This window comes from Polaribacter cellanae, assembly GCF_017569185.1.
GTDB lineage: Bacteria > Bacteroidota > Bacteroidia > Flavobacteriales > Flavobacteriaceae > Polaribacter > Polaribacter cellanae.
In genome coordinates this window covers 3,986,888-4,008,237 of the sequence record NZ_CP071869.1, presented here as the reverse complement: position 1 = coordinate 4,008,237, position 21,350 = coordinate 3,986,888, and the positions used below count along the sequence as shown (strand labels likewise).

At 29.5% G+C, this 21,350-nt stretch carries 25 protein-coding genes, 1 tRNA gene and 2 pseudogenes; 25 read left to right on the top strand and 3 right to left on the bottom strand.

The window, feature by feature from the left end:
• The first annotated feature begins 5 nt into the window (after positions 1-5).
• The 25 genes and pseudogenes from J3359_RS17645 to J3359_RS17530 all read left to right on the top strand — a co-directional run bounded on the left by J3359_RS17645 (position 6) and on the right by J3359_RS17530 (position 17,469).
• Positions 6-347 (top strand): L-rhamnose mutarotase, encoded by a 342-nt coding sequence (locus J3359_RS17645; protein ID WP_208078460.1) that lies wholly within the window; start codon positions 6-8, stop codon positions 345-347.
• Position 348: 1 nt separating this feature from the next.
• The gene (locus J3359_RS17640) at positions 349-1,497 is read left to right on the top strand and encodes an alpha-hydroxy acid oxidase (protein WP_208078459.1); all 1,149 of its coding nucleotides are present in this window, start codon (positions 349-351) and stop codon (positions 1,495-1,497) included.
• Positions 1,498-1,930: 433 nt separating this feature from the next.
• Positions 1,931-2,587, top strand: a complete 657-nt coding sequence (locus tag J3359_RS17635; RefSeq protein WP_208078458.1) for a TetR family transcriptional regulator C-terminal domain-containing protein — start codon at positions 1,931-1,933, stop codon at positions 2,585-2,587.
• Positions 2,588-2,644: 57 nt separating this feature from the next.
• Entirely contained in the window at positions 2,645-3,949 is a 1,305-nt protein-coding gene (locus tag J3359_RS17630; protein WP_208078457.1) for an ABC1 kinase family protein, read from the top strand.
• Positions 3,949-4,572 carry a flavin reductase family protein gene (locus J3359_RS17625; RefSeq protein ID WP_208078456.1) on the top strand — a complete coding sequence of 208 codons (624 nt, stop codon included), beginning with the start codon at positions 3,949-3,951 and terminating at the stop codon, positions 4,570-4,572. Before J3359_RS17630 ends, J3359_RS17625 begins: the two co-directional genes overlap by 1 nt.
• Positions 4,573-4,578: 6 nt before the next feature.
• Positions 4,579-6,018, top strand: coding sequence for an SDR family oxidoreductase (locus J3359_RS17620; protein ID WP_208078455.1), 1,440 nt, complete (start codon positions 4,579-4,581; stop codon positions 6,016-6,018).
• Positions 6,019-6,039: 21 nt separating this feature from the next.
• Positions 6,040-6,183, top strand: coding sequence for a DUF2256 domain-containing protein (locus tag J3359_RS17615; RefSeq protein ID WP_208078453.1), 144 nt, complete (start codon positions 6,040-6,042; stop codon positions 6,181-6,183).
• Positions 6,153-7,463 (top strand): DASH family cryptochrome, encoded by a 1,311-nt coding sequence (locus J3359_RS17610; protein WP_208078451.1) that lies wholly within the window; start codon positions 6,153-6,155, stop codon positions 7,461-7,463. The genes J3359_RS17615 and J3359_RS17610 overlap by 31 nt, the downstream gene beginning before the upstream one ends.
• A 139-nt stretch (positions 7,464-7,602) precedes the next feature.
• On the top strand, positions 7,603-9,087 hold the full coding sequence (locus J3359_RS17605; RefSeq protein ID WP_208078449.1) for a cryptochrome/photolyase family protein: 1,485 nt from the start codon (positions 7,603-7,605) through the stop codon (positions 9,085-9,087).
• A 397-nt stretch (positions 9,088-9,484) separates the two neighbouring features.
• Positions 9,485-9,919, top strand: coding sequence for a hypothetical protein (locus J3359_RS17600; RefSeq protein ID WP_208078447.1), 435 nt, complete (start codon positions 9,485-9,487; stop codon positions 9,917-9,919).
• Positions 9,920-9,930: 11 nt separating this feature from the next.
• Positions 9,931-10,203, top strand: a complete 273-nt coding sequence (locus J3359_RS17595) for a TIGR03643 family protein (protein WP_208078445.1) — start codon at positions 9,931-9,933, stop codon at positions 10,201-10,203.
• 60 nt (positions 10,204-10,263) lie between these two features.
• On the top strand, positions 10,264-10,956 hold the full coding sequence (gene folE, locus J3359_RS17590) for a GTP cyclohydrolase I FolE (RefSeq protein WP_208078443.1): 693 nt from the start codon (positions 10,264-10,266) through the stop codon (positions 10,954-10,956).
• 2 nt (positions 10,957-10,958) lie between these two features.
• On the top strand, positions 10,959-11,186 hold the full coding sequence (locus J3359_RS17585; protein WP_208078441.1) for a hypothetical protein: 228 nt from the start codon (positions 10,959-10,961) through the stop codon (positions 11,184-11,186).
• Between the two features lie 79 nt (positions 11,187-11,265).
• Positions 11,266-11,481, top strand: coding sequence for a hypothetical protein (locus J3359_RS17580; protein ID WP_138536862.1), 216 nt, complete (start codon positions 11,266-11,268; stop codon positions 11,479-11,481).
• A 7-nt stretch (positions 11,482-11,488) separates the two neighbouring features.
• Positions 11,489-12,172, top strand: coding sequence for an SDR family NAD(P)-dependent oxidoreductase (locus J3359_RS17575; RefSeq protein WP_208078439.1), 684 nt, complete (start codon positions 11,489-11,491; stop codon positions 12,170-12,172).
• A 3-nt stretch (positions 12,173-12,175) separates the two neighbouring features.
• Positions 12,176-12,484: pseudogene (locus J3359_RS17570) on the top strand (glutathione peroxidase); the annotation flags it as partial.
• A gap of 32 nt (positions 12,485-12,516) precedes the next feature.
• Positions 12,517-13,545 (top strand): DNA-binding protein, encoded by a 1,029-nt coding sequence (locus tag J3359_RS17565; RefSeq protein WP_208078435.1) that lies wholly within the window; start codon positions 12,517-12,519, stop codon positions 13,543-13,545.
• A complete protein-coding gene (locus J3359_RS17560) occupies positions 13,545-13,979 on the top strand; it encodes a type II toxin-antitoxin system death-on-curing family toxin (protein ID WP_208078434.1) in 435 nt (144 codons plus the stop codon). Before J3359_RS17565 ends, J3359_RS17560 begins: the two co-directional genes overlap by 1 nt.
• Positions 13,980-14,105: 126 nt before the next feature.
• Positions 14,106-14,288 (top strand): annotated as a pseudogene (locus J3359_RS18360) (glutathione peroxidase); the annotation flags it as partial.
• A gap of 59 nt (positions 14,289-14,347) precedes the next feature.
• Positions 14,348-14,521, top strand: a complete 174-nt coding sequence (locus J3359_RS17555) for a Lacal_2735 family protein (RefSeq protein WP_208078433.1) — start codon at positions 14,348-14,350, stop codon at positions 14,519-14,521.
• Position 14,522: 1 nt separating this feature from the next.
• Positions 14,523-14,984, top strand: coding sequence for a TspO/MBR family protein (locus J3359_RS17550; protein ID WP_208078432.1), 462 nt, complete (start codon positions 14,523-14,525; stop codon positions 14,982-14,984).
• A 1-nt stretch (position 14,985) separates the two neighbouring features.
• Positions 14,986-15,453 (top strand): SRPBCC family protein, encoded by a 468-nt coding sequence (locus J3359_RS17545; protein WP_208078431.1) that lies wholly within the window; start codon positions 14,986-14,988, stop codon positions 15,451-15,453.
• A 118-nt stretch (positions 15,454-15,571) separates the two neighbouring features.
• A complete protein-coding gene (locus tag J3359_RS17540) occupies positions 15,572-16,876 on the top strand; it encodes a cryptochrome/photolyase family protein (RefSeq protein ID WP_208078430.1) in 1,305 nt (434 codons plus the stop codon).
• A gap of 37 nt (positions 16,877-16,913) precedes the next feature.
• Positions 16,914-17,276, top strand: coding sequence for a nuclear transport factor 2 family protein (locus J3359_RS17535; protein ID WP_208078429.1), 363 nt, complete (start codon positions 16,914-16,916; stop codon positions 17,274-17,276).
• A 119-nt stretch (positions 17,277-17,395) separates the two neighbouring features.
• Positions 17,396-17,469 (top strand) — tRNA-Thr (locus J3359_RS17530).
• Positions 17,470-17,661: 192 nt separating this feature from the next.
• On the opposite strand, the gene J3359_RS17525 is transcribed toward J3359_RS17530, so the two are convergent.
• The 3 genes from J3359_RS17525 to J3359_RS17515 form a co-directional block, all read right to left on the bottom strand.
• Positions 17,662-18,633: a hypothetical protein gene (locus J3359_RS17525; RefSeq protein WP_208078428.1), complete on the bottom strand. Its 972-nt coding sequence runs from the start codon at positions 18,631-18,633 to the stop codon at positions 17,662-17,664.
• Between the two features lie 238 nt (positions 18,634-18,871).
• Complete coding sequence (locus tag J3359_RS17520; RefSeq protein ID WP_208078427.1) at positions 18,872-19,816, bottom strand: putative zinc-binding metallopeptidase; 945 nt, start codon at positions 19,814-19,816, stop codon at positions 18,872-18,874.
• A gap of 91 nt (positions 19,817-19,907) precedes the next feature.
• Complete coding sequence (locus J3359_RS17515) at positions 19,908-21,344, bottom strand: RagB/SusD family nutrient uptake outer membrane protein (protein WP_208078425.1); 1,437 nt, start codon at positions 21,342-21,344, stop codon at positions 19,908-19,910.
• Positions 21,345-21,350: the final 6 nt, after the last annotated feature.

The window sequence follows — 21,350 nt, the reverse complement described above, 5'->3', positions numbered from 1 at the left end:
TACTCATGAAAGATTTAAAAAAATATTGTCTTGCTTTAGATTTAGTAAACGATCCAAAACTCATCGCCGAATATAAAAAATATCACGAACAAATATGGCCAGAAATTACGATAAGCATTAAAGATGCTGGAATAGAAAACATGGATATTTACTGTATTGAAAATCGCTTGTTTATGATTATGGAAGTAAACAATAGTTTTTCTTTTGAAAAAAAAGCAATGATGGACGCTAAGAATCCAAAAGTACAAGAATGGGAAACTCTTATGTGGAATTATCAACAAGATTTACCAACATCAAAACCTAATGAAAAATGGCGTTTGATGGAACATATTTTTCAATTAGAATAAAATGGATTTAAAATACAATACAAAATACCCATCAATAGACGATTTACGTGTAAAAGCAAAAAAACGTATTCCAAAATTTGCTTTCGAATATTTAGATGGTGGCTGTAATGAAGATGTAAACCTTCATAAAAATACTAAAGAAATTCGTGATGTAGAATTGTTTCCCAAATATTTAAAACCACATGGAGGCTCTTCATTAAAAACAGAACTTTTTGGACATACATATGATGCCCCTTTTGGAATTGCACCAGTAGGTTTACAAGGTTTAATGTGGCCAAATGCTCCAGAAATTTTAGCAAAATCTGCTCATAAACATAATATTCCATTTATTTTAAGTACAGTTACTACAAGTAGTATAGAACGAATTAGCGAAATTACGGAAGGTAAAGCATGGTTTCAATTATATCATCCTACAGAAGACCGTTTGCGAGACGATATTATAAAACGAGCAGAGGCTGCACATTGCCCTGTTTTAGTTATTTTATGTGATGTTCCTACGTTCGGGTTTAGGCCTAGAGACATAAGAAACGGTTTGGCAATGCCACCGAGAATGACTTTAACGAACATTCTTCAAGTGATGGGAAAACCAGAATGGGCTTTTAACACCTTAAAATATGGACAACCAAATTTTGAGACTCTAAAACCCTACATGCCTAAAAATCTCGATTTAAAACAATTGGGATTATTTATGGATAACACATTTTCAGGACGACTAACTGAAGAAAAAATAAAACCAATTCGCGATATGTGGAAAGGTAAAATCGTACTAAAAGGTGTCGCCACTGAAGCAGATACAGAAACTGCCATTAAATTAGGATTAGATGGAATTATAGTTTCTAACCATGGAGGAAGACAATTGGACGCAGGAGAATCTACCATAAAACCCTTAACAAGAATTGCAAAAAAATACAGTAACCAAATTAAAGTAATGATGGATAGTGGATTGCGTTCTGGCCCAGATATTGCAAGAACATTGGCAAGTGGAGCCGAATTTACTTTTATGGGACGTAGTTTTATGTATGGAGTATCTGCATTAGGAAAAAAAGGTGGAGACCATACAGTTTCAATTTTAAAAACACAATTACAACAAGTTATGGAACAGGTTTGTTGTGAAGATGTAAGAGATTTCAATCAATTTTTAAAAAAATAATTAAACCTTTTTTAGTTTCCTATAAGATAAAAAAACTTACGCTACTTCTATTATTTATATACGTTGCATTAAATAATTTTACTCAAAAGAACAAATCAAAATTATAAACGTAAGTTTAACAAACTACCAACCAACCAGCTAGTTACTAGCTACTTGGGTGTTTTTATTTTTAAAATAAATATCATTTCAGTGACGTAAGAAGAAGAACTTTACAAATTATAGTTATAAATTATAAGATTTCTCCTATTGTCGATAACAAAAACTAAATACTTATATACCAGTAAGTTAAAACACAACTGTATATAGATTCTTAAATCGAACTCACGTTAAAAACAAGTTCTTTGTTATTTATACAATCAATTTAACAAAAAATTATTGTTTAATAAATATTAAAAAATATTAAACATCCGTATCTTTACATAAATTCTATATTATGGCTCGCAAAAAAAACATCACCAAAGACCAATTAATTTCTTGGTACATGGAATTTGTACTAGATAACAATCATGCACCAAAATCTGTATTCAATTTCGCGAAAGAAAATAATTTCGAAGAAAGCGATTTCTATAAGTTTTATAGCTCTTTTGAAGCTATTGAAGAAGCAATATTTTCAGAATTCTTTCATCATACTTTAAAAGTTTTACATAAAAGCGAAGAGTTCGAAACTTATGATACAAGAAATAAATTATTAAGCTTCTACTTTACATTTTTCGAAGTTTTAACAGCAAACAGAAGCTATGTTGTTTACGCTTTAAAAAACGATAAAAAAGATATTAGAAAACTAAAATCTTTAAAACATCTTCGAAAAGAATATACGCAATTTGTGGAAGATTTAAATATTGATAGAATTGAATTAAAGCAAGAAACTTTAGAAAAAATTCAAAATACATCTATTAAAGAGTCTTCTTGGATTCATCTATTAATCACTTTAAAGTTTTGGTTAGATGATACCTCTACCTCTTTCGAAAAAACAGATATTTTTATTGAAAAATCTATCAATGCTCGTTTCGATTTAATGGATATAAAGCCGTTAAAAAGTATCATCGATTTTGGAAAATTTATTCTGAAAGAAAAAGTGAACTTTAATTAAAAAGATAAAAACACAATTTAATACCAGTTGAAAAATACTGAAATAAATTCAGCATAAATGAAAACGATAGACTCTATACCAACTTCCAAAATGCAACGTGCCAGTAAATTAGTAACTACAGGTGCAAAAATTGGAGTAAATTATCTAAAATATTATGGAGATAAAATTACAAAAACAGAAGTCGAAGCCAAAGCAAGATTAAACGAAAATAATGCAGAAGATATTTACGACGGATTAAAAACATTAAAAGGAAGCGCCTTAAAAGTGGCACAAATGCTAAGCATGGAAAAAAGCATTTTACCACAGGCTTATGTAGAGAAATTTTCGCTTTCTCAGTTTTCTGTTCCTCCTCTTTCCCCAGCTTTAGTAACCAAAACATTTAAAACCTATTTTGGTAAAAACCCGAATGAGATTTACGATAAATTCGATGCTGTTTCTGTAAATGCGGCTAGTATTGGCCAAGTACATAAAGCCGAAAAAGATGGTAAGAAATTGGCGGTTAAAATTCAATATCCTGGAGTTGCAGAAAGTATTGCATCCGATTTAGCTTTGGTAAAACCAATCGCCATTAAAATGTTTAATATAAGAGGTAAAGATTCTGATAAATATTTTAAGGAAGTTGAAAACAAACTGGTTGAAGAAACCAACTATATTTTAGAAGTTGAACAAAGTAAAGCAATTGTAGAAGCTTGCAAACACATTCCGAATTTGAATTTCCCCAATTATTATGCGGAATTATCTTCAGACAGAATAATTACAATGGATTGGATGCATGGAGTTCATTTATCTGAATTTAAATTTAAAAGCAAAGAAGTTGCCAATAAATTAGGCCAAGCTTTGTGGGATTTTTACATGTTTCAAATTCATAATTTACAAAAAGTGCATGCAGACCCTCATCCTGGGAATTTTTTAATTTCTCCAGAAAACGAATTAATCGTTATTGATTTTGGTTGTATGAAAACGATTCCGAACGATTTTTACGTACCTTATTTTGAATTAACTAAAAAAGAAAACTTAGAAAACCCAAGCTTTTTCGAACAAAAATTATACGAATTAGAAATTTTAAAAAAAGACGATTCTAAAGAAGAATTGGTGTTTCTAAAAGCCATATTTTATGAAATGCTAAGCCTATTTAGCCAGCCTTTTAACCAAGAAAGTTTCGATTTTTCTAACGAAGTATTTTTCGGTAAACTTTCTGAGTTAGGTACAAAATACTCAAAAAATATAGAGTCAAAAAACATGAATGGCAACAGAGGTTCTAAGCATTTTATTTATATCAGTAGAACATTTTTAGGACTATACAATTTAATGCACGATTTAAAGGCTAACGACGTAAAAATAAACAATTACACTTCTTTATAATGGTGTTTTTCAACAGAAAAAACATAGACGAATTAGGCAAAATCTATAAAATAAATTTAATAAATAGTTGCTCTGGTTTTAAATCTGCCAATCTTTTAGGTTCTATTTCTACAGAAGGAAAAACAAATGTTGCTGTATTTAGTTCCATAACGCATCTAGGTTCAAATCCACCAACTTTAGGTTTTATTTTAAGACCAACCACTGTTCCAAGAAATACGCATAAAAATATTAAAGAAACTGGTGTTTTTACCATCAATCATATTTTTGAAGATATTATTGAAGACGCACATCATACTTCAGCAAAATATCCAGAAGAAATATCTGAATTTGATATGACGAATTTAGAGGAAGAATACAAAGGTAATTTTAAGGCACCTTTCGTAAAAAACAGCCCTGTTCAAATGAGTATGAAATTTGTGGAAGAAATTTATATTCCTTCTAACGATGTAATGTTGGTGGTTGCTCAAATTGAAGAATTATATATTAATAACAAACTGTTAGAAAAAGACGGACTTATTAACCTATCCAAAGGAAATGTGGCAACTATTAATGGTTTAAATGCCTATGCAATACCAAAATTCAAGAAACAATTCTCTTACCAAAGACCCAAAAAACAACTTTAAAATGTTATGAAAATTCTCGTTACAGGAGCAACTGGCTATATTGGAAAACGCTTAATTCCGTTATTATTAAACGATGGTCACACAGTTGTTTGTCCTGTTAGAGATTTTAAAAGAGCCGAAAATTACTTCAAAGAAAAAGAAAACGTAATTCTTGTTGAAGCCGATTTTTTAGATGCCAACAGTTTAAATAACATTCCAAAAGACATAGATATTGCTTATTATTTAATTCATTCGATGTCTAATTCTGCCAAAGAATTTCATGTTTTAGAAGAAAAATGTGCCTTTAATTTTAAACGATTTGCAGAAACAACAAACTTAAAACAAGCAATTTATTTAAGCGGAATAACAAACGACACAAAACTCTCGAAACATTTATTATCAAGAAAAAATGTTGAAAATGCTTTGGCATCAAACACATACGCTTTAACCACATTTAAAGCAGGAATAATTGTAGGTTCTGGTAGTTCTTCCTTTGAAATTATTAGAGATTTGGTAGAGAAATTACCAGCAATGATTGCCCCAAAATGGCTCAATACAAAAACACAACCCTTAGCAATTAGAGATGTTTTATCCTTCTTACATAATGCTCTTGGCAGAAAAGAATTATACAATACTTCTTACGATATTTTTGGACCAGAAATATTAACCTATAAAGAAATGTTGTTACAATTTGCTGAAGTTAGAAAACTGAAAAGAACCATAATTACAGTTCCTGTAATGACACCAAAACTATCTTCTTATTGGCTATATTTCGTAACCTCTACTTCTTATAAACTGGCAACTTCTTTAGTAAACTCTATGGGTGTAGAAGTTATAGGAAATAAAAGTGATATCAATAAAGTTTTAAATGTAAATCCAATGTCATATAAGGAAGCTGTAAAATTAGCTTTCAAAAAAATTGAGCAAAATAGTATTGTTTCCAGCTGGAAAGATTCTTACGTGAGTAGTGGAAAAATGAAAAATTATGTTCATGAATTTATAAATGTTCCTGAATATGGTTGTTTTAAAGATTTTAAAAAACGAAAAATAAAAAACAAAGAACAAACATTAAATAGAATTTGGGCAATTGGAGGAGAAACTGGCTGGTATTATGGAACCTTTTTGTGGAAAATACGAGGATTTATAGATCAAATTTTTGGTGGTGCAGGTTTGCGAAGAGGAAGAAGGCATCCAACACAACTATTCGCAGGAGATGCGTTAGATTTTTGGCGTGTTATTTATGCTGATAAAGAAAAAGGCAAACTCCTACTCTATGCAGAAATGATTTTACCTGGCGAAGCTTGGCTAGAGTTTAAAATCGAAGACAATATTCTATATCAAACAGCCACTTTTAGACCTCATGGATTGGCTGGAAGATTGTATTGGTATACTGTTATGCCTTTTCACTGGTTCGTTTTTAATGGAATGATTAATAACATAACAAGGGAGCATGCTCCCTTGCTGTAAAGCATATTCCTTGGCTGTAAAATGCATAAAAAACAACACCTTCATAAAAAAACGTGTTTGGTTTGTGAAAAACCATTCACTTGGCGAAAAAAATGGGAAAAGAATTGGGAAGACGTAAAATATTGTAGCGAAAAATGCAGGAGAAACAAAAAAAAACAGGTTTAATTTGGTTTCGTAATAACTTACGAGTATATGATAATATCTCATTAAAAAAAGCAATAGAAAACCACAAAAAAGTAATTGCAGTCTATTTTTTTGACCCTAAATATTTTAAAATTGATGAGTTTGGTTTCCAAAAAACAGCAAAATTTAGAGCAAAATTTTTAATTGAAACGATTAAAGATTTGCAAAAAAAACTTTCTGATGTAAACATCACACTCCTCACCTATTTTGATGCTCCAGAAAACAAAATACATAAAATTTGTGATGAATTTTCGGTTGATAAAATTTACACTCAAAAAGAATGGACAAAAGAAGAAGTTGAAACTAATAATCTTATAAAAAATACGCTTTCTAATAACATTTCTTTTATTGAAGATTACGACCAATTTTTATATCATCCAGATACTGTTTCTAACGATTTTTCTAATATTCCTAATGTGTTTACACAGTTTCGAAAGAAGTTAGAAAAGACTGTAAAAGTTCAAGAATTAAATATTAGTTCAAAACTTTCGGATGATAATTTAATTGAAAACAATACAGTTATTCCAACTTTAAAAGAGTTAGGGTTTGATGATTTTGAGATACATAAAAAAACGGCTTTTCCTTTTTCTGGCGGAGAAAACAGTGCTTTAGAAAGATTAGAAAACTACTTTTTTGAAACTAAAAAAGTTGCTTTTTATAAGAAGACCAGAAACGGATTAATAGGCACAGATTATAGTACAAAGTTTTCTGCTTGGTTGGCAAATGGTAGTATTTCCGCAAAAACAATTTATTGGAAAATTAAAGAATTTGAAGCTGAATTTGGTGCAAATCAATCTACTTATTGGGTAATTTTTGAATTGATTTGGAGAGATTATTTTAAATATATTTCTTTAAAATACGATTCGAAAATCTTTAAAATTGGCGGAATTTTAGAGAAAGAATATCATTGGAATTCCGATTCAGAAATTATTAAAAAATGGATAAATGGAGAAACCAAAGACAATTTTGTAAATGCAAACATGATTGAATTGAAAGAAACTGGTTGGATGAGCAATAGAGGAAGACAAAATGTGGCTTCTTATTTTGCCAAAGAATTATTGCAAGATTGGCGAATTGGCGCTTCTTATTTCGAATCGATGTTGTTAGATTACGATGTACACAGCAATTATGGAAATTGGATGTATGTTGCTGGCGTTGGAAATGACCCAAGAGACCGTAAATTTAACACAAAACTGCAAGCAGAACGTTATGATGCAAATCATAAATTTAGAAAATTGTGGTTAGAAAAAACATTGTTTTAAGGTTATTAAAATTAGTGTCTCCTCGAGCGCAGTCGAGAGATTTTTTAAGTTATTTGAATTTTAAATTAGATCTCGACTGCGCTCGACCTGACAAAATCTAATCACATTAAAAACTATTGAATAGAAAACATCATTTTTTATGAAATCAAATGAAATACATATTATTTTTCCTCATCAACTTTTTAAAACTTCTGAAGTATTAGATAGGGTAAATGATATTATTATAGTTGAAGAATATTTGTTTTTCAATCAATATAAATTTCATCAACAAAAAATTGCTTTTCACAGAGCAAGCATGAAATCTTATGCCAATTTTTTAATCAAAAAAGGAAAAAAAGTAAATTATATAGAGGCTATAAATGAGTTAAGCAATGTTCGAAAACTACTACCAAAATTAGCAAAAGTTGGTATTTCTAAAATCCATATTATAGACCCAACAGACAATTGGTTAGAAAAACACATACAACAATCTAAAGAGAATTTAGAATTAATTTGGCACAATAACCCTTTATTTATCAATACAAAAGAAGAATTATCCACTTTTTTTAAACCTTCGAAAAAGAAATTTTTTCAGACTTCATTTTATAAAAGTGAAAGGAAAAATAGAGACATTTTAATGGACGGAAAGAACCACGTTGGAGGCAAGCTAACTTTTGATGATGAAAACAGAAAGAAATACCCGAAGACAAAAACGCCACCAATAATTCAATTTCCTGCGCAAAATAAATATCATAAAGAAGCAACAACTTATGTAAATAAAAACTTCTCTAAAAATTACGGAAAACTAAACGATTTTTTAGTGTATCCTATCGATTTTAAATCTGCCCAAGAGTGGTTACAACAATTTTTTGAAGTCCGTTTTCACGAATTTGGCACTTATGAAGATGCCATTGTTAGAGAAGAACATTTTTTGAATCACAGTTTATTATCACCTTTAATAAACGTGGGTTTATTACATCCAAAAGAAGTTATTGACCAAGCTATAGCATTTGCAAAAAAAAATGATGTTCCCATAAATTCTACAGAAGGTTTTGTGCGTCAAATTTTAGGTTGGCGAGAATTTATAAGAGGTGTTTACGAAGTAAAAGGAACTGAAGAACGCACCAAAAACTTTTGGAAATTCAGTAGAAAAATTCCAAAATCTTTTTACCATGGTACAACTGGTATTCAACCCATAGACGATGTGATTAAGAAAGTAAATAAAACTGCATACGCACATCATATAGAACGTTTAATGATTTTAGGAAATTTTATGGTCTTGTGCGAGTTTGACCCAGATGAAGTTTACCAATGGTTTATGGAACTTTTTATTGACGCTTACGATTGGGTAATGGTACCCAATGTGTATGGAATGAGTTTGTTTGCAGATGGTGGTTTAATGAGCACAAAACCCTACATAAGTAGTAGTAATTACATCATGAAAATGAGCAATTACAAAAAAGGCGACTGGCAAAAAACTTGGGATGGTTTGTTCTGGACTTTTATGGACAAGCACAGAGATTTCTTTTTAAGCAACCCAAGATTGGCAATGTTAATAAGAACTTTCGATAAGATGCATCAAAATAAAAAAGAAACACATTTCGAAAATGCAAAATTATTTTTAAATCAATTAGACAAAGACTAGAAGTTAAGAAATAAATATTGTTTGGTTTAAAAGCAGTTTAAGAATCTAAGATAACAAGGCTACTTACAATACTTTGGCTTCAAAAAAAAAAGAGTATTGTTTTTGTATGTTTTTAAAAAATCACTTCAAAATGATTTACATTTTAAAAGCGTTTCACTCAGAAATAACAACCACTTTAATCAATTTATACGTACAAAATAAACACCTTATTTTTTCGCATCAAGAAACAGGTTTGCTATTTAACCTATAATAGAGATAAATATTTTTTCGAAATTTTATTGATAAAAAGAACATTTTTACTACTTCTTCTTTCCCTTGATTGTTAATACTTTCATAATTTTTGTTTATCAATATTAAAAAATGATTAAACAAAAATATATTTTACGTATATTTGAGAGTGATTTTTAATACAACACATACAAATAAAGATGCAGAAACTACGATAAACGATTTAGTTGGAACTGCTTATTCCTTTATAGAAGCTATAAAAATGAAAGGCGTAGGTTCTAAAAGAATGGTGGTTGCAGATGTGAGTCAGGGTTTTAAAAATGTAATGAATACAGTTGCTGATATTAATTATGCGAATATTGAAATTAGAAGAAAAGGGATTTTAGTTCACATTACAAAAGGACTTAAAAATTTCAGCTGGGCAATTCCTTTTTATCAACTTTATATGTATAAAACAGATGGTTTTAGCATTCACGCACAAGGAAACTTTGTAAGATTTACAAGCAATAAATTACTAAAAGAAAATAAGAAATTTATAGAAAAGTTGGTCGATTTAAAAATTGAAAACGACAAGAATTACGATTTTTATAACACTATAAATTAAATTGATTAAAGATGGTTTTAGATGGTATAGCAATTGATAGAATAATAGAAATGGCTTGGGAAGATAGAACAACTTTCGAAGCAATTCAGTTTCAATTCGAATTAAAAGAACAAGAAGTTATCGATTTAATGCGAAAAGAAATGAAGCCAAAAAGCTTTAAAATGTGGCGAAAAAGAGTTCAAGGAAGAAAAACAAAACACGAAAAGTTAAGAACTTTCGAAAAAGGAAGGTTTAAGTGTTCGAGGCAAAAACAAATATCAAACAACTCTATAGCAAAAAGATAAAAACCGTGCTTTGCTTTTAAGATTAGAGTACTTAAAGACAGCACATTAAAAAGACAAATTATGATTACAGAAGTAATACCAAAAGAAACTTCAGAAAAATTAAACGGTTTTTCATTCGAAGAAGTTGGAGACGACCATTTATTTACGGGTTTACAAACACCAATAAAACCAAATGCGTTTGAGCTCTCTGATGAAGAAAAAAAAGAAAAAATTGCCCATTTATTTTCAGAAATAATGGATGTAATGGGCTTAGATTTAACAGACGATTCTTTAAAAGGAACTCCCAAAAGAGTTGCTAAAATGTATATAGATGAAATATTTAGCGGATTAAATCCTGCAAACAAACCAAAAGTTGCTTTGTTTGAGAACAAATACCAGTACAACCAAATGTTGGTAGAAAAAAACATTACTTTTTACTCGAATTGCGAACATCATTTTGTGCCAATTATTGGAAAAGCACATGTTGCCTATATTTCATCAGGAAAAGTAATAGGGCTTTCTAAATTGAACAGAATTGTACAATATTATGCAAAAAGACCACAAGTTCAAGAAAGATTAACAAACCAAATTGCGGAAGAATTAAAAGGAATTTTAAATACAGAAGATGTTGCAGTTATTATAGATGCAAAACATTTATGCGTTTCTTCTAGAGGAATTAAAGATGATACTTCTTCTACAGTTACATCTTATTTTGGAGGCAAATTCCAGAATCAAGAAAAAATAGCAGAATTACAAAATACATTAAATTATTAATTATGAAAGAATTAATGGAAAAAGCCATGGAATTCGAAACAAGAAAAATGAGATTTCCAACAACGAGTGATCGTATTATGGCAGCAAGAGAAGCGAAAGATTTAGTCTTAAGTTTAAACGAGTTTTATAAAGAGAATAAAGACGAAAAGATTATGGATATCATGAAAAGATTGACAGTAATTAAGCAAAGAATCGAGAAACGTTTAAAGGGAAAACCTTTAACATCATAATTAACTGACTTTTTACTTGCTTTTCTAACAATTATAATTATATTCGAAAATTAGATAAAAATCGAATACATACAATATAATGACATTAAAAGAAAAGGCAGTAGAATTTGAGACGAGAAAATTCTCATTTAAAACTACAAGTGATAGAATTTTAGCATCCAGAGAGGTAAAAGCTTTAGTATTAGAACTTAACGAAGAATATAAAAAAGACAAAGATCCAGAATTAATGGATTTAATGAAGCGTTTAACAGTTGTAAAACAAAAAATTGAAAAACGCTTGAAAGGAAGACCTTAAAAGCATTATGAAAAAAATAGTAGTTATTGGAGGAAGCAAAGGAATTGGAAATGCAATTGTAAATGCTTTAGTTGAAAAAAACGAAGTTATTAACATCAGTAGATCTGCTTCTTTGCAGCCTCACAGTAATCTTACTCATTATAATTGCAATATTTTAGAAAATGCTTTGCCAGAAATTAAAGTTATAGATGCTTTAATTTACTGTCCTGGAAGTATTAATTTAAAACCAATTTCGAGATTAAAATTAGAAGATTTTAGAAACGATTTCGAAATTAACGTTATTGGTGCTGTTAAAGCGATTCAATATTATTTACCTTCATTAAAAAAAGGGAGCAACCCAAATATTTTATTATTTAGCACAGTTGCTGCCAAATTAGGGATGCCTTTTCACGCAAGTGTAGCCGCTGCAAAATCTGCTGTAGAAGGTTTAACAAAGTCTTTAGGTGCAGAATTCGCACCAAAAATTCGTGTAAATGCAATAGCCCCTACTGTTACAAATACTCAATTAGCTTCTAAACTTTTAAGAAACGAGCGTATGATAGAAAACATCACAGAACGTCATCCTCTTAAAAAATACTTACAACCTACAGAAGTTGCAGATTTGGCAACTTTCTTAATTTCTGACAAAGCAGCTTCTATTTCCGGACAAATTTTCGAATTAGATTGCGGTATTGTCAGTTTCAAAATTTAAAATATGACCAATATCTATGATATTAAAATCAATAGTTTACAAAACAAAGCTATTGACTTATCTGAATACAAAAACAAATTTATCTTGTTTGTAAATGTCGCTTCGAAATGTGGCTTTACTTCACAATATAAAGAACTGGAAGAATTGAGTAATCTGTATAAAGAAAACTTGGTGGTTATTGGAGTTCCTTGCAATCAATTTGGGAAACAAGAACCTGGAAATGCTTCCGAAATCGAAGAATTTTGTAAAGTAAATTATGGCGTTTCTTTTTTGATTACAGAAAAGGTAGATGTAAAAGGTGTTACCCAACATTACGAAAAAAAACAAAATCGTAACTTTACAAGATGAATAAAGATTTAACAACATCTGACTTACATAGAAAAAATATTCTGAATAATAATTATGCCTTAGAAATCATTTATGATGAAATTTCATTTCCAGGTGTAATGTTTGAAAATAAATATAGATTCACGAAAAAACAAGTAGCAGAATTCTTCGAAATTGACGAAAGAACTGTGGAAAGGTATATAGAAAGTAACAAATCAGAATTTGAAGAATCTGGATATGAAATTCTAACTGGGAACAGACTGAAAGACTTCAAGTTAGCGTATGGTACCGACACAAATGTCGGCACCATAGATGAATCCTTAAAAAAGACATCTGTTTTAGGAGTTTTCACTTTCCGTGCATTCCTAAATATTGGAATGATTTTAACCGAAAGTGAAAAAGCAAAATTATTACGAGCTTTTATTTTAGACATCGTAATAGATGTAATTAATCAAAAACTTGGAGGAAATACAAAATACATAAACCAAAGAGAGGAAGAATTCTTATCAAGTGCTTTAAAAGAACATAATTATAGACAAGAATTTACAAATGCACTCGATAGTTATGTTGAACCTAATAAATTCAAATACGCACAATTAACCAATAAAGTATATAAAAGTATATTTAAAGAAGATGCTAAAGAATATCGTCAAATACTTAAATTAAAAGATAAAGAAAGTGTAAGGTCAACAATGTATTCAGAAGTATTAGATTTAATATCAAGTTACGAAAATGGATTTGCGGACTTTCTAAAAAAACACTCTGAAAAAGCACATAGAAAACTACGATTATCAGAAACAAACGCCTTGTTTGACCAATTTGAGAATATTACAAATTCAATATATGAACCATTAAGAGAAAAAGTGAGAGGATTAATGGCGAGTAGAGATATGGCTTTCAGAGATGCATTACACGAAAAATTAAAAAACTATATAACGCATCTCTCTACAGAGGAATTTGACAAATTCCTTGGAGAAAAAAGTATGGATTTAGAAGACCGAATCCTTAATAATATAGACGTGTTTAAGAGGTTAAAAAATAGATAATGGAAACATATATTTATTTTAACATTGAACACGCAATAAGAACTCACGATTTCATCATAGAAAATTCGGGAGGAAATTCAGGAATTATAGAAATTGGAAAAGTTGAAAGTGTTTTAGAACATATTCAAAATGACTTATACTATCCCGAATTTGAGGACAAACTAACCCATCTTGTTTTTTCGGTAAACAAATTTCACGCATTTAGTGACGGAAATAAAAGAACATCTATTGCTTTAGGAGCTTACTTTTTAGAAGTCAATGGAATAGAATACTGTATTGATAAATTTATTATCGAAATGGAGAATATTGCAGTTTATGTTGCGGATAACAAAATTGACAAAGAATTATTACACGAAATTATTTGTTCTATATTGACCGAAGATGACTTTAATGAAGAACTAAAATTAAAAATAATAGATGTATTAAGTGAATAAATAACGTTGGGTAACAACGTATATAAAAAATAGCTGTTTAATCGCTTAATCGAAAGAAAATGAATAAATTAAAGGTCAGTAATAATCCGAAAAATTAGAGCTTAAAATCCGCTACTTTTCATATACAAGACCATAAATCAACACCCTTTATATACATGGTTAACAAATAGAGAATTTAATAACAAAAAGAGTTCTACTGTAAAATGGAATTTTCAAAAATATTTGGTTTCTCCTGAAGGGAAGTTAATAGATTATTATTTTTCAATTACAAAACCATTGAGTTCTAAAATTACGAAATACTTAAAATAAAATATAACCTGTCTTCTCGACTGCGATCGAACAGACAAATTCTAACTAAAATAAAAGCTATGTTCGGACTTTTCAAAAAGAAATCAGCAGTAGAAAAATTACAAGAAAAATATAAAAAATTGTTGGAAGAAGGTTTTAAACTACAATCTATCAATAGAAGTGATAGTGACCAAAAATATTTAGAAGCAGACAATCTACTAAAAGAAATAGAAAAGTTAAAAGCAAATTCTTAAAATGAAACAATTAAATTTTACCATTTTATTTTTAATCATCAATTTTGGTGGTTTGGCTATTGGAAATTGGTTGATGGAAAATGGTCCAATGACAGATTGGTATATCAATTTAAACAAAGCACCTTGGACACCTCCAGGTTGGGTTTTTGGTGTTACTTGGACGTTAATTATGATTTGCTTTTCCGTTTATTTAGGAAAATTGTTTTCAGAAGAAAACACACAGAAAATGAAATTTATTTTTCTTTTTCATTTTATATTAAATGTAAGTTGGAACTTTATTTTCTTCAATCAGCATTTGGTTTTATTGGGGTTGATAAACCTTACACTACTCACTTCTCTCCTATTTTATTACTTCTTTAAATTGAGTAGTAAAGTAAAAAATTACAAATATTTATTACTCCCATATATAATTTGGTTGTGCATTGCAACTTCCTTAAATCTTTATGTTTTAATACACAATTAAAATGAAAATATACACATTTCACAGAAAACAAAATCTACCAATTTCATTAGAAAAAGGTTGGGAGTTTTTATCGAACCCTAAGAATTTAAAAACAATTACTCCAAATTATATGAGTTTCGATATTCTTTCTGGAGCAGACAGACCCATGTTTCCTGGACAGATAATTCAGTATATTGTAACTCCGATTTTGGGAATAAAAACAAAATGGGTCACAGAAATTACGCACGTAAAAGACAAGGAATATTTTGTAGACGAACAACGTTTTGGGCCTTATGCTTTGTGGCATCATAAACATTTTATCAAGGAAATTGAAGGTGGTGTAGAAATGGAAGATATTATCGACTACAAAGTTCCTATGGGAATTTTAGGACAAATGGCGCACCCTTTTTTAGTGAAACCAAAATTGGAAGAAATTTTTGAATACAGACAAAAAAAATTAATAGAACTTTTTGGAGAATATAAAAAATAAGACATAAGATGCTTTCGCTTTTCGACTTTACACATAAGACGTTAGACGTAAAGTTGATTATAATAAAATTGTGTAACTACCACAATTCTCCATTAAAACTGAATAAAAAATTGCAAAAATGAAAAACAAAATAAATATTTTTTGGTTTCGAAGAGATTTAAGATTAGATGATAATATCGGTTTTTACAACGCTTTAAAAAGTGAGTATCCTGTGCTTCCTATTTTTATTTTTGATGAAAATATTTTAGACAAACTACCAAAAAACGATGCAAGAGTCACCTTTATTTTTGATGAATTGCAAAAAATGAGAAAAACCTTACAAGATGAAAACGACAGTAGTTTGGCTATTTTTTATGGAACTCCAAAAGAGATTTATCAAAATTTAATAAAAGATTATAAAATAGATACCGTTTTTACAAATAGAGATTACGAACCCTATGCAAAAGAAAGAGACGAAGAAATTGAAAAATTATTAGTAGATAATAACATCCATTTTAAGACTTTTAAAGACCAAGTAATTTTTGAAAAAGATGAAGTTGTAAAAAAAGATGGAAACCCTTATGTGGTATATACTCCTTATATGAAAGTTTGGAAAGAACAGTTTAAAACCTATAATTTAGATATTTACTACACCAATTCTTTCTTAAAAAACTTGATAAAAAATACGCGTTTACCCAATGTTTCATTATCTGATTTAGGTTTTACAAAATCCAAACAAAAAATAGACGATTACGATGTTACGCCTACTTTAATTCAAGAGTACGAAGACACACGTAATTTTCCTGCGAAAAACGCCACTTCTAAATTAGGACCACATTTACGATTTGGAACGGTTAGTATTCGAAAAATGATTAAAAAAGCCACTTCAGAAAAAAACGAAATTTTTTGGCAAGAATTAATTTGGCGAGAATTTTTTATGCAAATTTTATGGCATTTCCCAAAAACACACAAAGAAGCCTTCAAACAAAAATACGACAGAATTGAATGGCGAAATAACGAAAAAGAATTTAAAAAATGGTGCGAAGGCCAAACTGGATATCCTTTAGTAGATGCAGGAATGCGTCAATTAAACGAAACTGGTTTTATGCATAACAGAGTTAGAATGTTGGTAGGAAGTTTTCTATGCAAACATTTGTTAATCGATTGGAGATGGGGAGAAGCTTATTTTGCAGAAAAATTACACGATTACGAAATGGCAAGTAATGTTGGTAATTGGCAATGGGTTGCAGGTTCTGGTGTAGATGCATCTCCGTATTTTAGAATTTTTAACCCAACAACTCAAATTAAAAAGTTCGATAAAGATTTAAAATACATTAAAAAATGGGTGCCAGAATTTCAAGAACTTACGTATGCCAAAGAAATTGTAGATCATAAAGAAGCAAGAGAACGTTGTTTAAAAACCTATAAAGAAGCATTAAATTAATTTGCTTAACTTTAAAGTCGAACCAAAATATAAAATTATGAATACTTTAGAAGTTGCAAACAAATGGCGCCAAATGTGCCAAGAAGGAAAAAATTTAGAATGCATTACAGAATTGTATGCAGACAATGTGGTTAGTAGAGAAATGCCTGGCGTTCCTTATGGTGAAGTTGTTTCTGGAAAACAAAATGTCTTCGAAAAAAGCAAGCAATGGTTAGAGGATGTCGTGGAATTTCACAGTAGCGAAATTTCTGAACCTGTAGTTGCAGACAACCATTTTACAAGCAAAATGAGTTTCGATGTAACATTTAAAAGTAGAGGAAGACAACAAATGGACGAAGTTTGCGTTTTCGAAGTACAGAATGGAAAAATTGCTAAAGAGCAATTTTTCTATACAATGTAATTTATTCTTCTTGTTATAAAAGCTTCAATTTATTTTGAAGCTTTTTTTATGCAAAAAAAGCAATTTTGTTTAGGTTAATTTTAATTTTTGTTTTTAATTTGCGCTCGTTAAAACAAAAAGCCGATGTAGCTCAGCTGGCTAGAGCAGCTGATTTGTAATCAGCAGGTCGTGGGTTCGAGTCCCTCCATCGGCTCTTAAATTGAAAAGTCTCAAATTAATTTTTGGGACTTTTTTTGTTTGATAAATTAAATTAATTGAGAAGAGAAATTTATGCTGAGTGCAGTCGAAAACACCAACTTTGGCTTTAAAACAACAAACTGTCTATCAAAAAAAATAACTCACTAAAATTTTAGTGAGTTATTTGGTGGACTTTAGTAAAATAATATTAATATTCAATAATAATTTTATACACCTTGTCTGTATCTGTTTTGTCTGATGGAGAATCATACGATTTTAACACAATCTTATCAGGCGCAAAATTTTCAACTTCTAAATATTTTATTTTATAAGTTACCAACTTACTTGCAAAAAACTTAAGCCCCTTTTCTATTTTTTTAATATCGTCTGTAATTTTGAAACCCAATAATTCTTTATCTGCATCATAATTTTGATGAATAATTTCAGAAATCACGGTAGCATAAGAATTTGGGTTTCTATTTGGAAAACTAACCAATTCCTGTGCACCTTTTTCATTCTCAATAAATATTTTATATGGAGCACGACTTGATTCTATTACAGTGGAATAAGTACCATCTTCGTCATATAAGTACTCACATACTTTAGCAAAGCTAAAAAACTTCTCTGCATTGTAAGGTATTAAAGAAAATTTTGGAGTAATAACTTTAGAATAAAATGTTGCTAAATCTATTTTATTTTCTTCAAACTGTTCTACTCTATAATCAAAATCCATAAGTTTCTCTCTCTTAAATTGAGATAAAACTCCTTTACTTAAAATAGCTAATTCACTTCTTAATTCTCCTCTTACCTCATAAGTGTTAGGATTATCGTGTAAAATATCTTTTTGATTTGATTTTGTTTGAAAATCTGCTTGTCTTATAGTTGCATAAATTTTCACACCTCCATCGTCTTTAAAATCATATCCTACAAAATAAGGCGTAACAATATCCCCGTTTTTCCAACGTCCAAACATATATCTATATTCCTTTTTGAACTTCATAGGTGTTGTAACCCAAATATTACCTTCTTTTTCTTTTGAAAGAAGTATTTGCTTTAATTTCTGGTGGCTTTTTGTTATATCTGCTTGTCCTTCTGGTATACTATTATCGAAATCAGCTTCACAAGAAGAAACCAAAACCAAACATACTAATAGCAATAGTAACTGTATTTTTGTTTTCATTTTTTTTAGTTTTAAGTGGTGTTATTTATCGAAAAAGATTCTTTTTAAAAATTAGAAATATTTTTTAAAAGAATATTCCAAAACAATAACTAATTTTTATTTACTATTTATTCAACATAAAGTTTAAATAAATATTTGTATTTATTTGCTCTACTATGTCTTGTTATTATTATCTATAAAACAAAAAGAACTTTAGTTATTGGATTAATAAATACAAAATTTTAAAATCTTTGGTAATTTATTTGTACTTTTCTTTTATTTTTAAAAGCTTTTCTCTAAGCTCATCTGAGTGCAAATAATCTCTAAGTTTATATAAATCTAATCCTTTTTCTAAGTAATAGTCGTAAACAAGTTTTAATTTTTCTTTAGTAGCATTGCTTAACACGTAGTTATCTTCTATTGTTTTTCTGTCTTTCCACACTAAAACTTGTACATAGGTTGCAAAATCTTCGTGTTCATTTTGCATCCCATAAGGTAACATAAACCCTTTTTTTCTTGCATCATTATATTTTACTCTTGTGTATGCACTTGTACCTCTTAAATAGTTATCGAACGCTGGTTTTTCAAACCCTTTTGGAATATCGTGTTTGGCATCTATATAGTGTGTAAATTCATGATAAAGAAACCCTGCTAAACCTCCTTCTGCAGGAAACCCGAAAGCACTTCTATCGATACTGGCTTCAATAAACTTATCTTCAGAGCCATTACGAATAAGGTTTCCATACTCTGTTAAACCTCCTAATGTTAATCTATTTGGCTGGATATTTCCTGCCTGACCAACTGTTCCTTCACCAAAATTACCTCCTTCTCCGTAATTAATACCACTTCCTATAAGGTAAAAGTTTAGTGGTGTTTCTTTGTTTGCAAAATCTGTCTTTTTGGTTTGTACTTTTTCTATTGCTTTAAAAAACACTTCCTCCATCATCTCTACATAAGGTAGCACATCTTCTTCAGCTGCTGGGTCTGCTAATGCATTCTGAGCAAAAACATTTCTATCCCATTTATAACTAATAATAGCATCGTATTTTTCATACATATACTTCAGTTTTTTTCCTAAAGGTGTATCATCAAACGTAATCTCTTGTTTTTGTTCTGGCACGTCTAAAGTGTTTGATTCTTTACATTTTATAAAGAATACTGCTATTAACAACATTACTGCTGTAAAAATTATTTTTTTTCTCATTTTTATTATTTTAATTAAAAAACTGTGTGATGCAATATGAACATATACATTAAAGAAAAGTAACATATTGCACCACTTGTTTTTTGGTTATTTATTTGTAATCTCTAAAGTCTATTTCTTCTACAGGTGGTTTTATTACATAGTCTGAAGGGTTTGTTCCGTCTATTTTAAATTCACCAGCATCACTTGTATGTGTAATTGGAAGTTGGTATCGTTTTAAATCAAACCATCTCATTCCCTCACAAAAAAAGCGAAGTCTTCTTGTTTCTAATAAAAATTTTGTTAAACCTTCTTTTGTATTTATCGCATTTAAATCTGCTTTACGTTTTGTAAGGTTTCTATATACGTCTAAATCTAATATCTTTGAAATTTCTGCTTTAGCTTCTGCAAATTGGTTATTATAAATATATGCCTCTGCTCTGTTTAAAACAACTTCGTCAACTGTAAATAAAGGCATCATTATTTGTAATCTTTGGCTACCTCTACTTTCTAAGTACAACCATTTATCTGCTATAATATCATTAAATAAAGGAGATGTTCTTATAACGTAAAAAGCAAAACCTACATTACCTGCAAATTCTTGAATTGGGTAAGGATAGAACCCTGAATAAAAATAGGAAATTAATTGAAAAGTATTATCTGAAACCTGAATATAAGATTCTTGGTCTGGATTAAAATACTGTTTACTATACTCTGTAAGATCATTTTTTTGAACAATATATTTGTCTATTAATTTATTAATAGCTAATAATTTATTGTTTTCTTCTAAAGTTTCAGAACTATATTTTATACATTTTTTCCAATCTTTCTTGTAAAGGTACAATCTACTCAATAACGCTTTTATTGACACCGTGTTAAAATGCAGTTTGTTTATACGTTTATCGTCATTAATACCTTTTAAAGCTTCTAATAAGTCTTTTTCGATATTATTGTAATAAAACTCAACTGATTTTTGTGGAAAAATTTCTACTGATTTTGCTGAATAGCCGTCTATAAAAGGAGGACCAAAGTCAGAAGATGCAGTGCTTGCATCATATTGTTTTGCATAAAGATTTACCAACATAAAGTTACAGTATGCTTTTATTGCTAAGCATTCTGATTTTGCATTAAGTAATCTTTCTTTCTCTGAGTTACTTTGAGGTTTGTATTCTTCTATTTTTTTTAACATTAACCAAGCGTTGTTAATTCTATAATAATAGCGACGCCAAGCCATGTATGGACTAAAACCACTTGAGATAAAGCTAGTTTTTGTTAAACTTTGTTTTGTTACCGTAAATTCATAAATAGGTCTAACTTGATCTCTAAGAGTACCATTAACTCCCCCTGCAATATTCTTGAAAGTATAATCATCACTCATTAAATCTGTAAACAAGTAATCTGCTCTTGGGGCTAAATTTGCCACTCCATACTCTATTTCATCTAAAGAGGTAATTAAGGTACGATTATCTACTTTTTCTTCTAACAAATCGGAACAAGAATAAGATAATAGTAAACAAAATAGTATTAAATAATTAAATAATTGCTTCATCTTTTT

Excerpts from the sequence above, each read along its gene's own strand:
- J3359_RS17630 (WP_208078457.1), top strand. The coding sequence starts at position 2,645 with ATGAAAACGATAGACTCTATACCAACTTCCAAAATGCAACGTGCCAGT.
- J3359_RS17520 (WP_208078427.1), bottom strand. The coding sequence starts at position 19,816 with ATGAGAAAAAAAATAATTTTTACAGCAGTAATGTTGTTAATAGCAGTA.
- J3359_RS17525 (WP_208078428.1), bottom strand. The coding sequence starts at position 18,633 with ATGAAAACAAAAATACAGTTACTATTGCTATTAGTATGTTTGGTTTTG.
- J3359_RS17580 (WP_138536862.1), top strand. The coding sequence starts at position 11,266 with ATGACATTAAAAGAAAAGGCAGTAGAATTTGAGACGAGAAAATTCTCA.
- J3359_RS17595 (WP_208078445.1), top strand. The coding sequence starts at position 9,931 with ATGGTTTTAGATGGTATAGCAATTGATAGAATAATAGAAATGGCTTGG.
- J3359_RS17535 (WP_208078429.1), top strand. The coding sequence starts at position 16,914 with ATGAATACTTTAGAAGTTGCAAACAAATGGCGCCAAATGTGCCAAGAA.
- J3359_RS17575 (WP_208078439.1), top strand. The coding sequence starts at position 11,489 with ATGAAAAAAATAGTAGTTATTGGAGGAAGCAAAGGAATTGGAAATGCA.
- J3359_RS17640 (WP_208078459.1), top strand. The coding sequence starts at position 349 with ATGGATTTAAAATACAATACAAAATACCCATCAATAGACGATTTACGT.
- J3359_RS17550 (WP_208078432.1), top strand. The coding sequence starts at position 14,523 with ATGAAACAATTAAATTTTACCATTTTATTTTTAATCATCAATTTTGGT.
- folE (WP_208078443.1), top strand. The coding sequence starts at position 10,264 with ATGATTACAGAAGTAATACCAAAAGAAACTTCAGAAAAATTAAACGGT.
- J3359_RS17560 (WP_208078434.1), top strand. The coding sequence starts at position 13,545 with ATGGAAACATATATTTATTTTAACATTGAACACGCAATAAGAACTCAC.
- J3359_RS17645 (WP_208078460.1), top strand. The coding sequence starts at position 6 with ATGAAAGATTTAAAAAAATATTGTCTTGCTTTAGATTTAGTAAACGAT.
- J3359_RS17565 (WP_208078435.1), top strand. The coding sequence starts at position 12,517 with ATGAATAAAGATTTAACAACATCTGACTTACATAGAAAAAATATTCTG.
- J3359_RS17610 (WP_208078451.1), top strand. The coding sequence starts at position 6,153 with ATGCAGGAGAAACAAAAAAAAACAGGTTTAATTTGGTTTCGTAATAAC.
- J3359_RS17585 (WP_208078441.1), top strand. The coding sequence starts at position 10,959 with ATGAAAGAATTAATGGAAAAAGCCATGGAATTCGAAACAAGAAAAATG.
- J3359_RS17555 (WP_208078433.1), top strand. The coding sequence starts at position 14,348 with ATGTTCGGACTTTTCAAAAAGAAATCAGCAGTAGAAAAATTACAAGAA.
- J3359_RS17605 (WP_208078449.1), top strand. The coding sequence starts at position 7,603 with ATGAAATCAAATGAAATACATATTATTTTTCCTCATCAACTTTTTAAA.
- J3359_RS17615 (WP_208078453.1), top strand. The coding sequence starts at position 6,040 with ATGCATAAAAAACAACACCTTCATAAAAAAACGTGTTTGGTTTGTGAA.
- J3359_RS17540 (WP_208078430.1), top strand. The coding sequence starts at position 15,572 with ATGAAAAACAAAATAAATATTTTTTGGTTTCGAAGAGATTTAAGATTA.
- J3359_RS17620 (WP_208078455.1), top strand. The coding sequence starts at position 4,579 with ATGAAAATTCTCGTTACAGGAGCAACTGGCTATATTGGAAAACGCTTA.
- J3359_RS17625 (WP_208078456.1), top strand. The coding sequence starts at position 3,949 with ATGGTGTTTTTCAACAGAAAAAACATAGACGAATTAGGCAAAATCTAT.
- J3359_RS17545 (WP_208078431.1), top strand. The coding sequence starts at position 14,986 with ATGAAAATATACACATTTCACAGAAAACAAAATCTACCAATTTCATTA.
- J3359_RS17515 (WP_208078425.1), bottom strand. The coding sequence starts at position 21,344 with ATGAAGCAATTATTTAATTATTTAATACTATTTTGTTTACTATTATCT.
- J3359_RS17635 (WP_208078458.1), top strand. The coding sequence starts at position 1,931 with ATGGCTCGCAAAAAAAACATCACCAAAGACCAATTAATTTCTTGGTAC.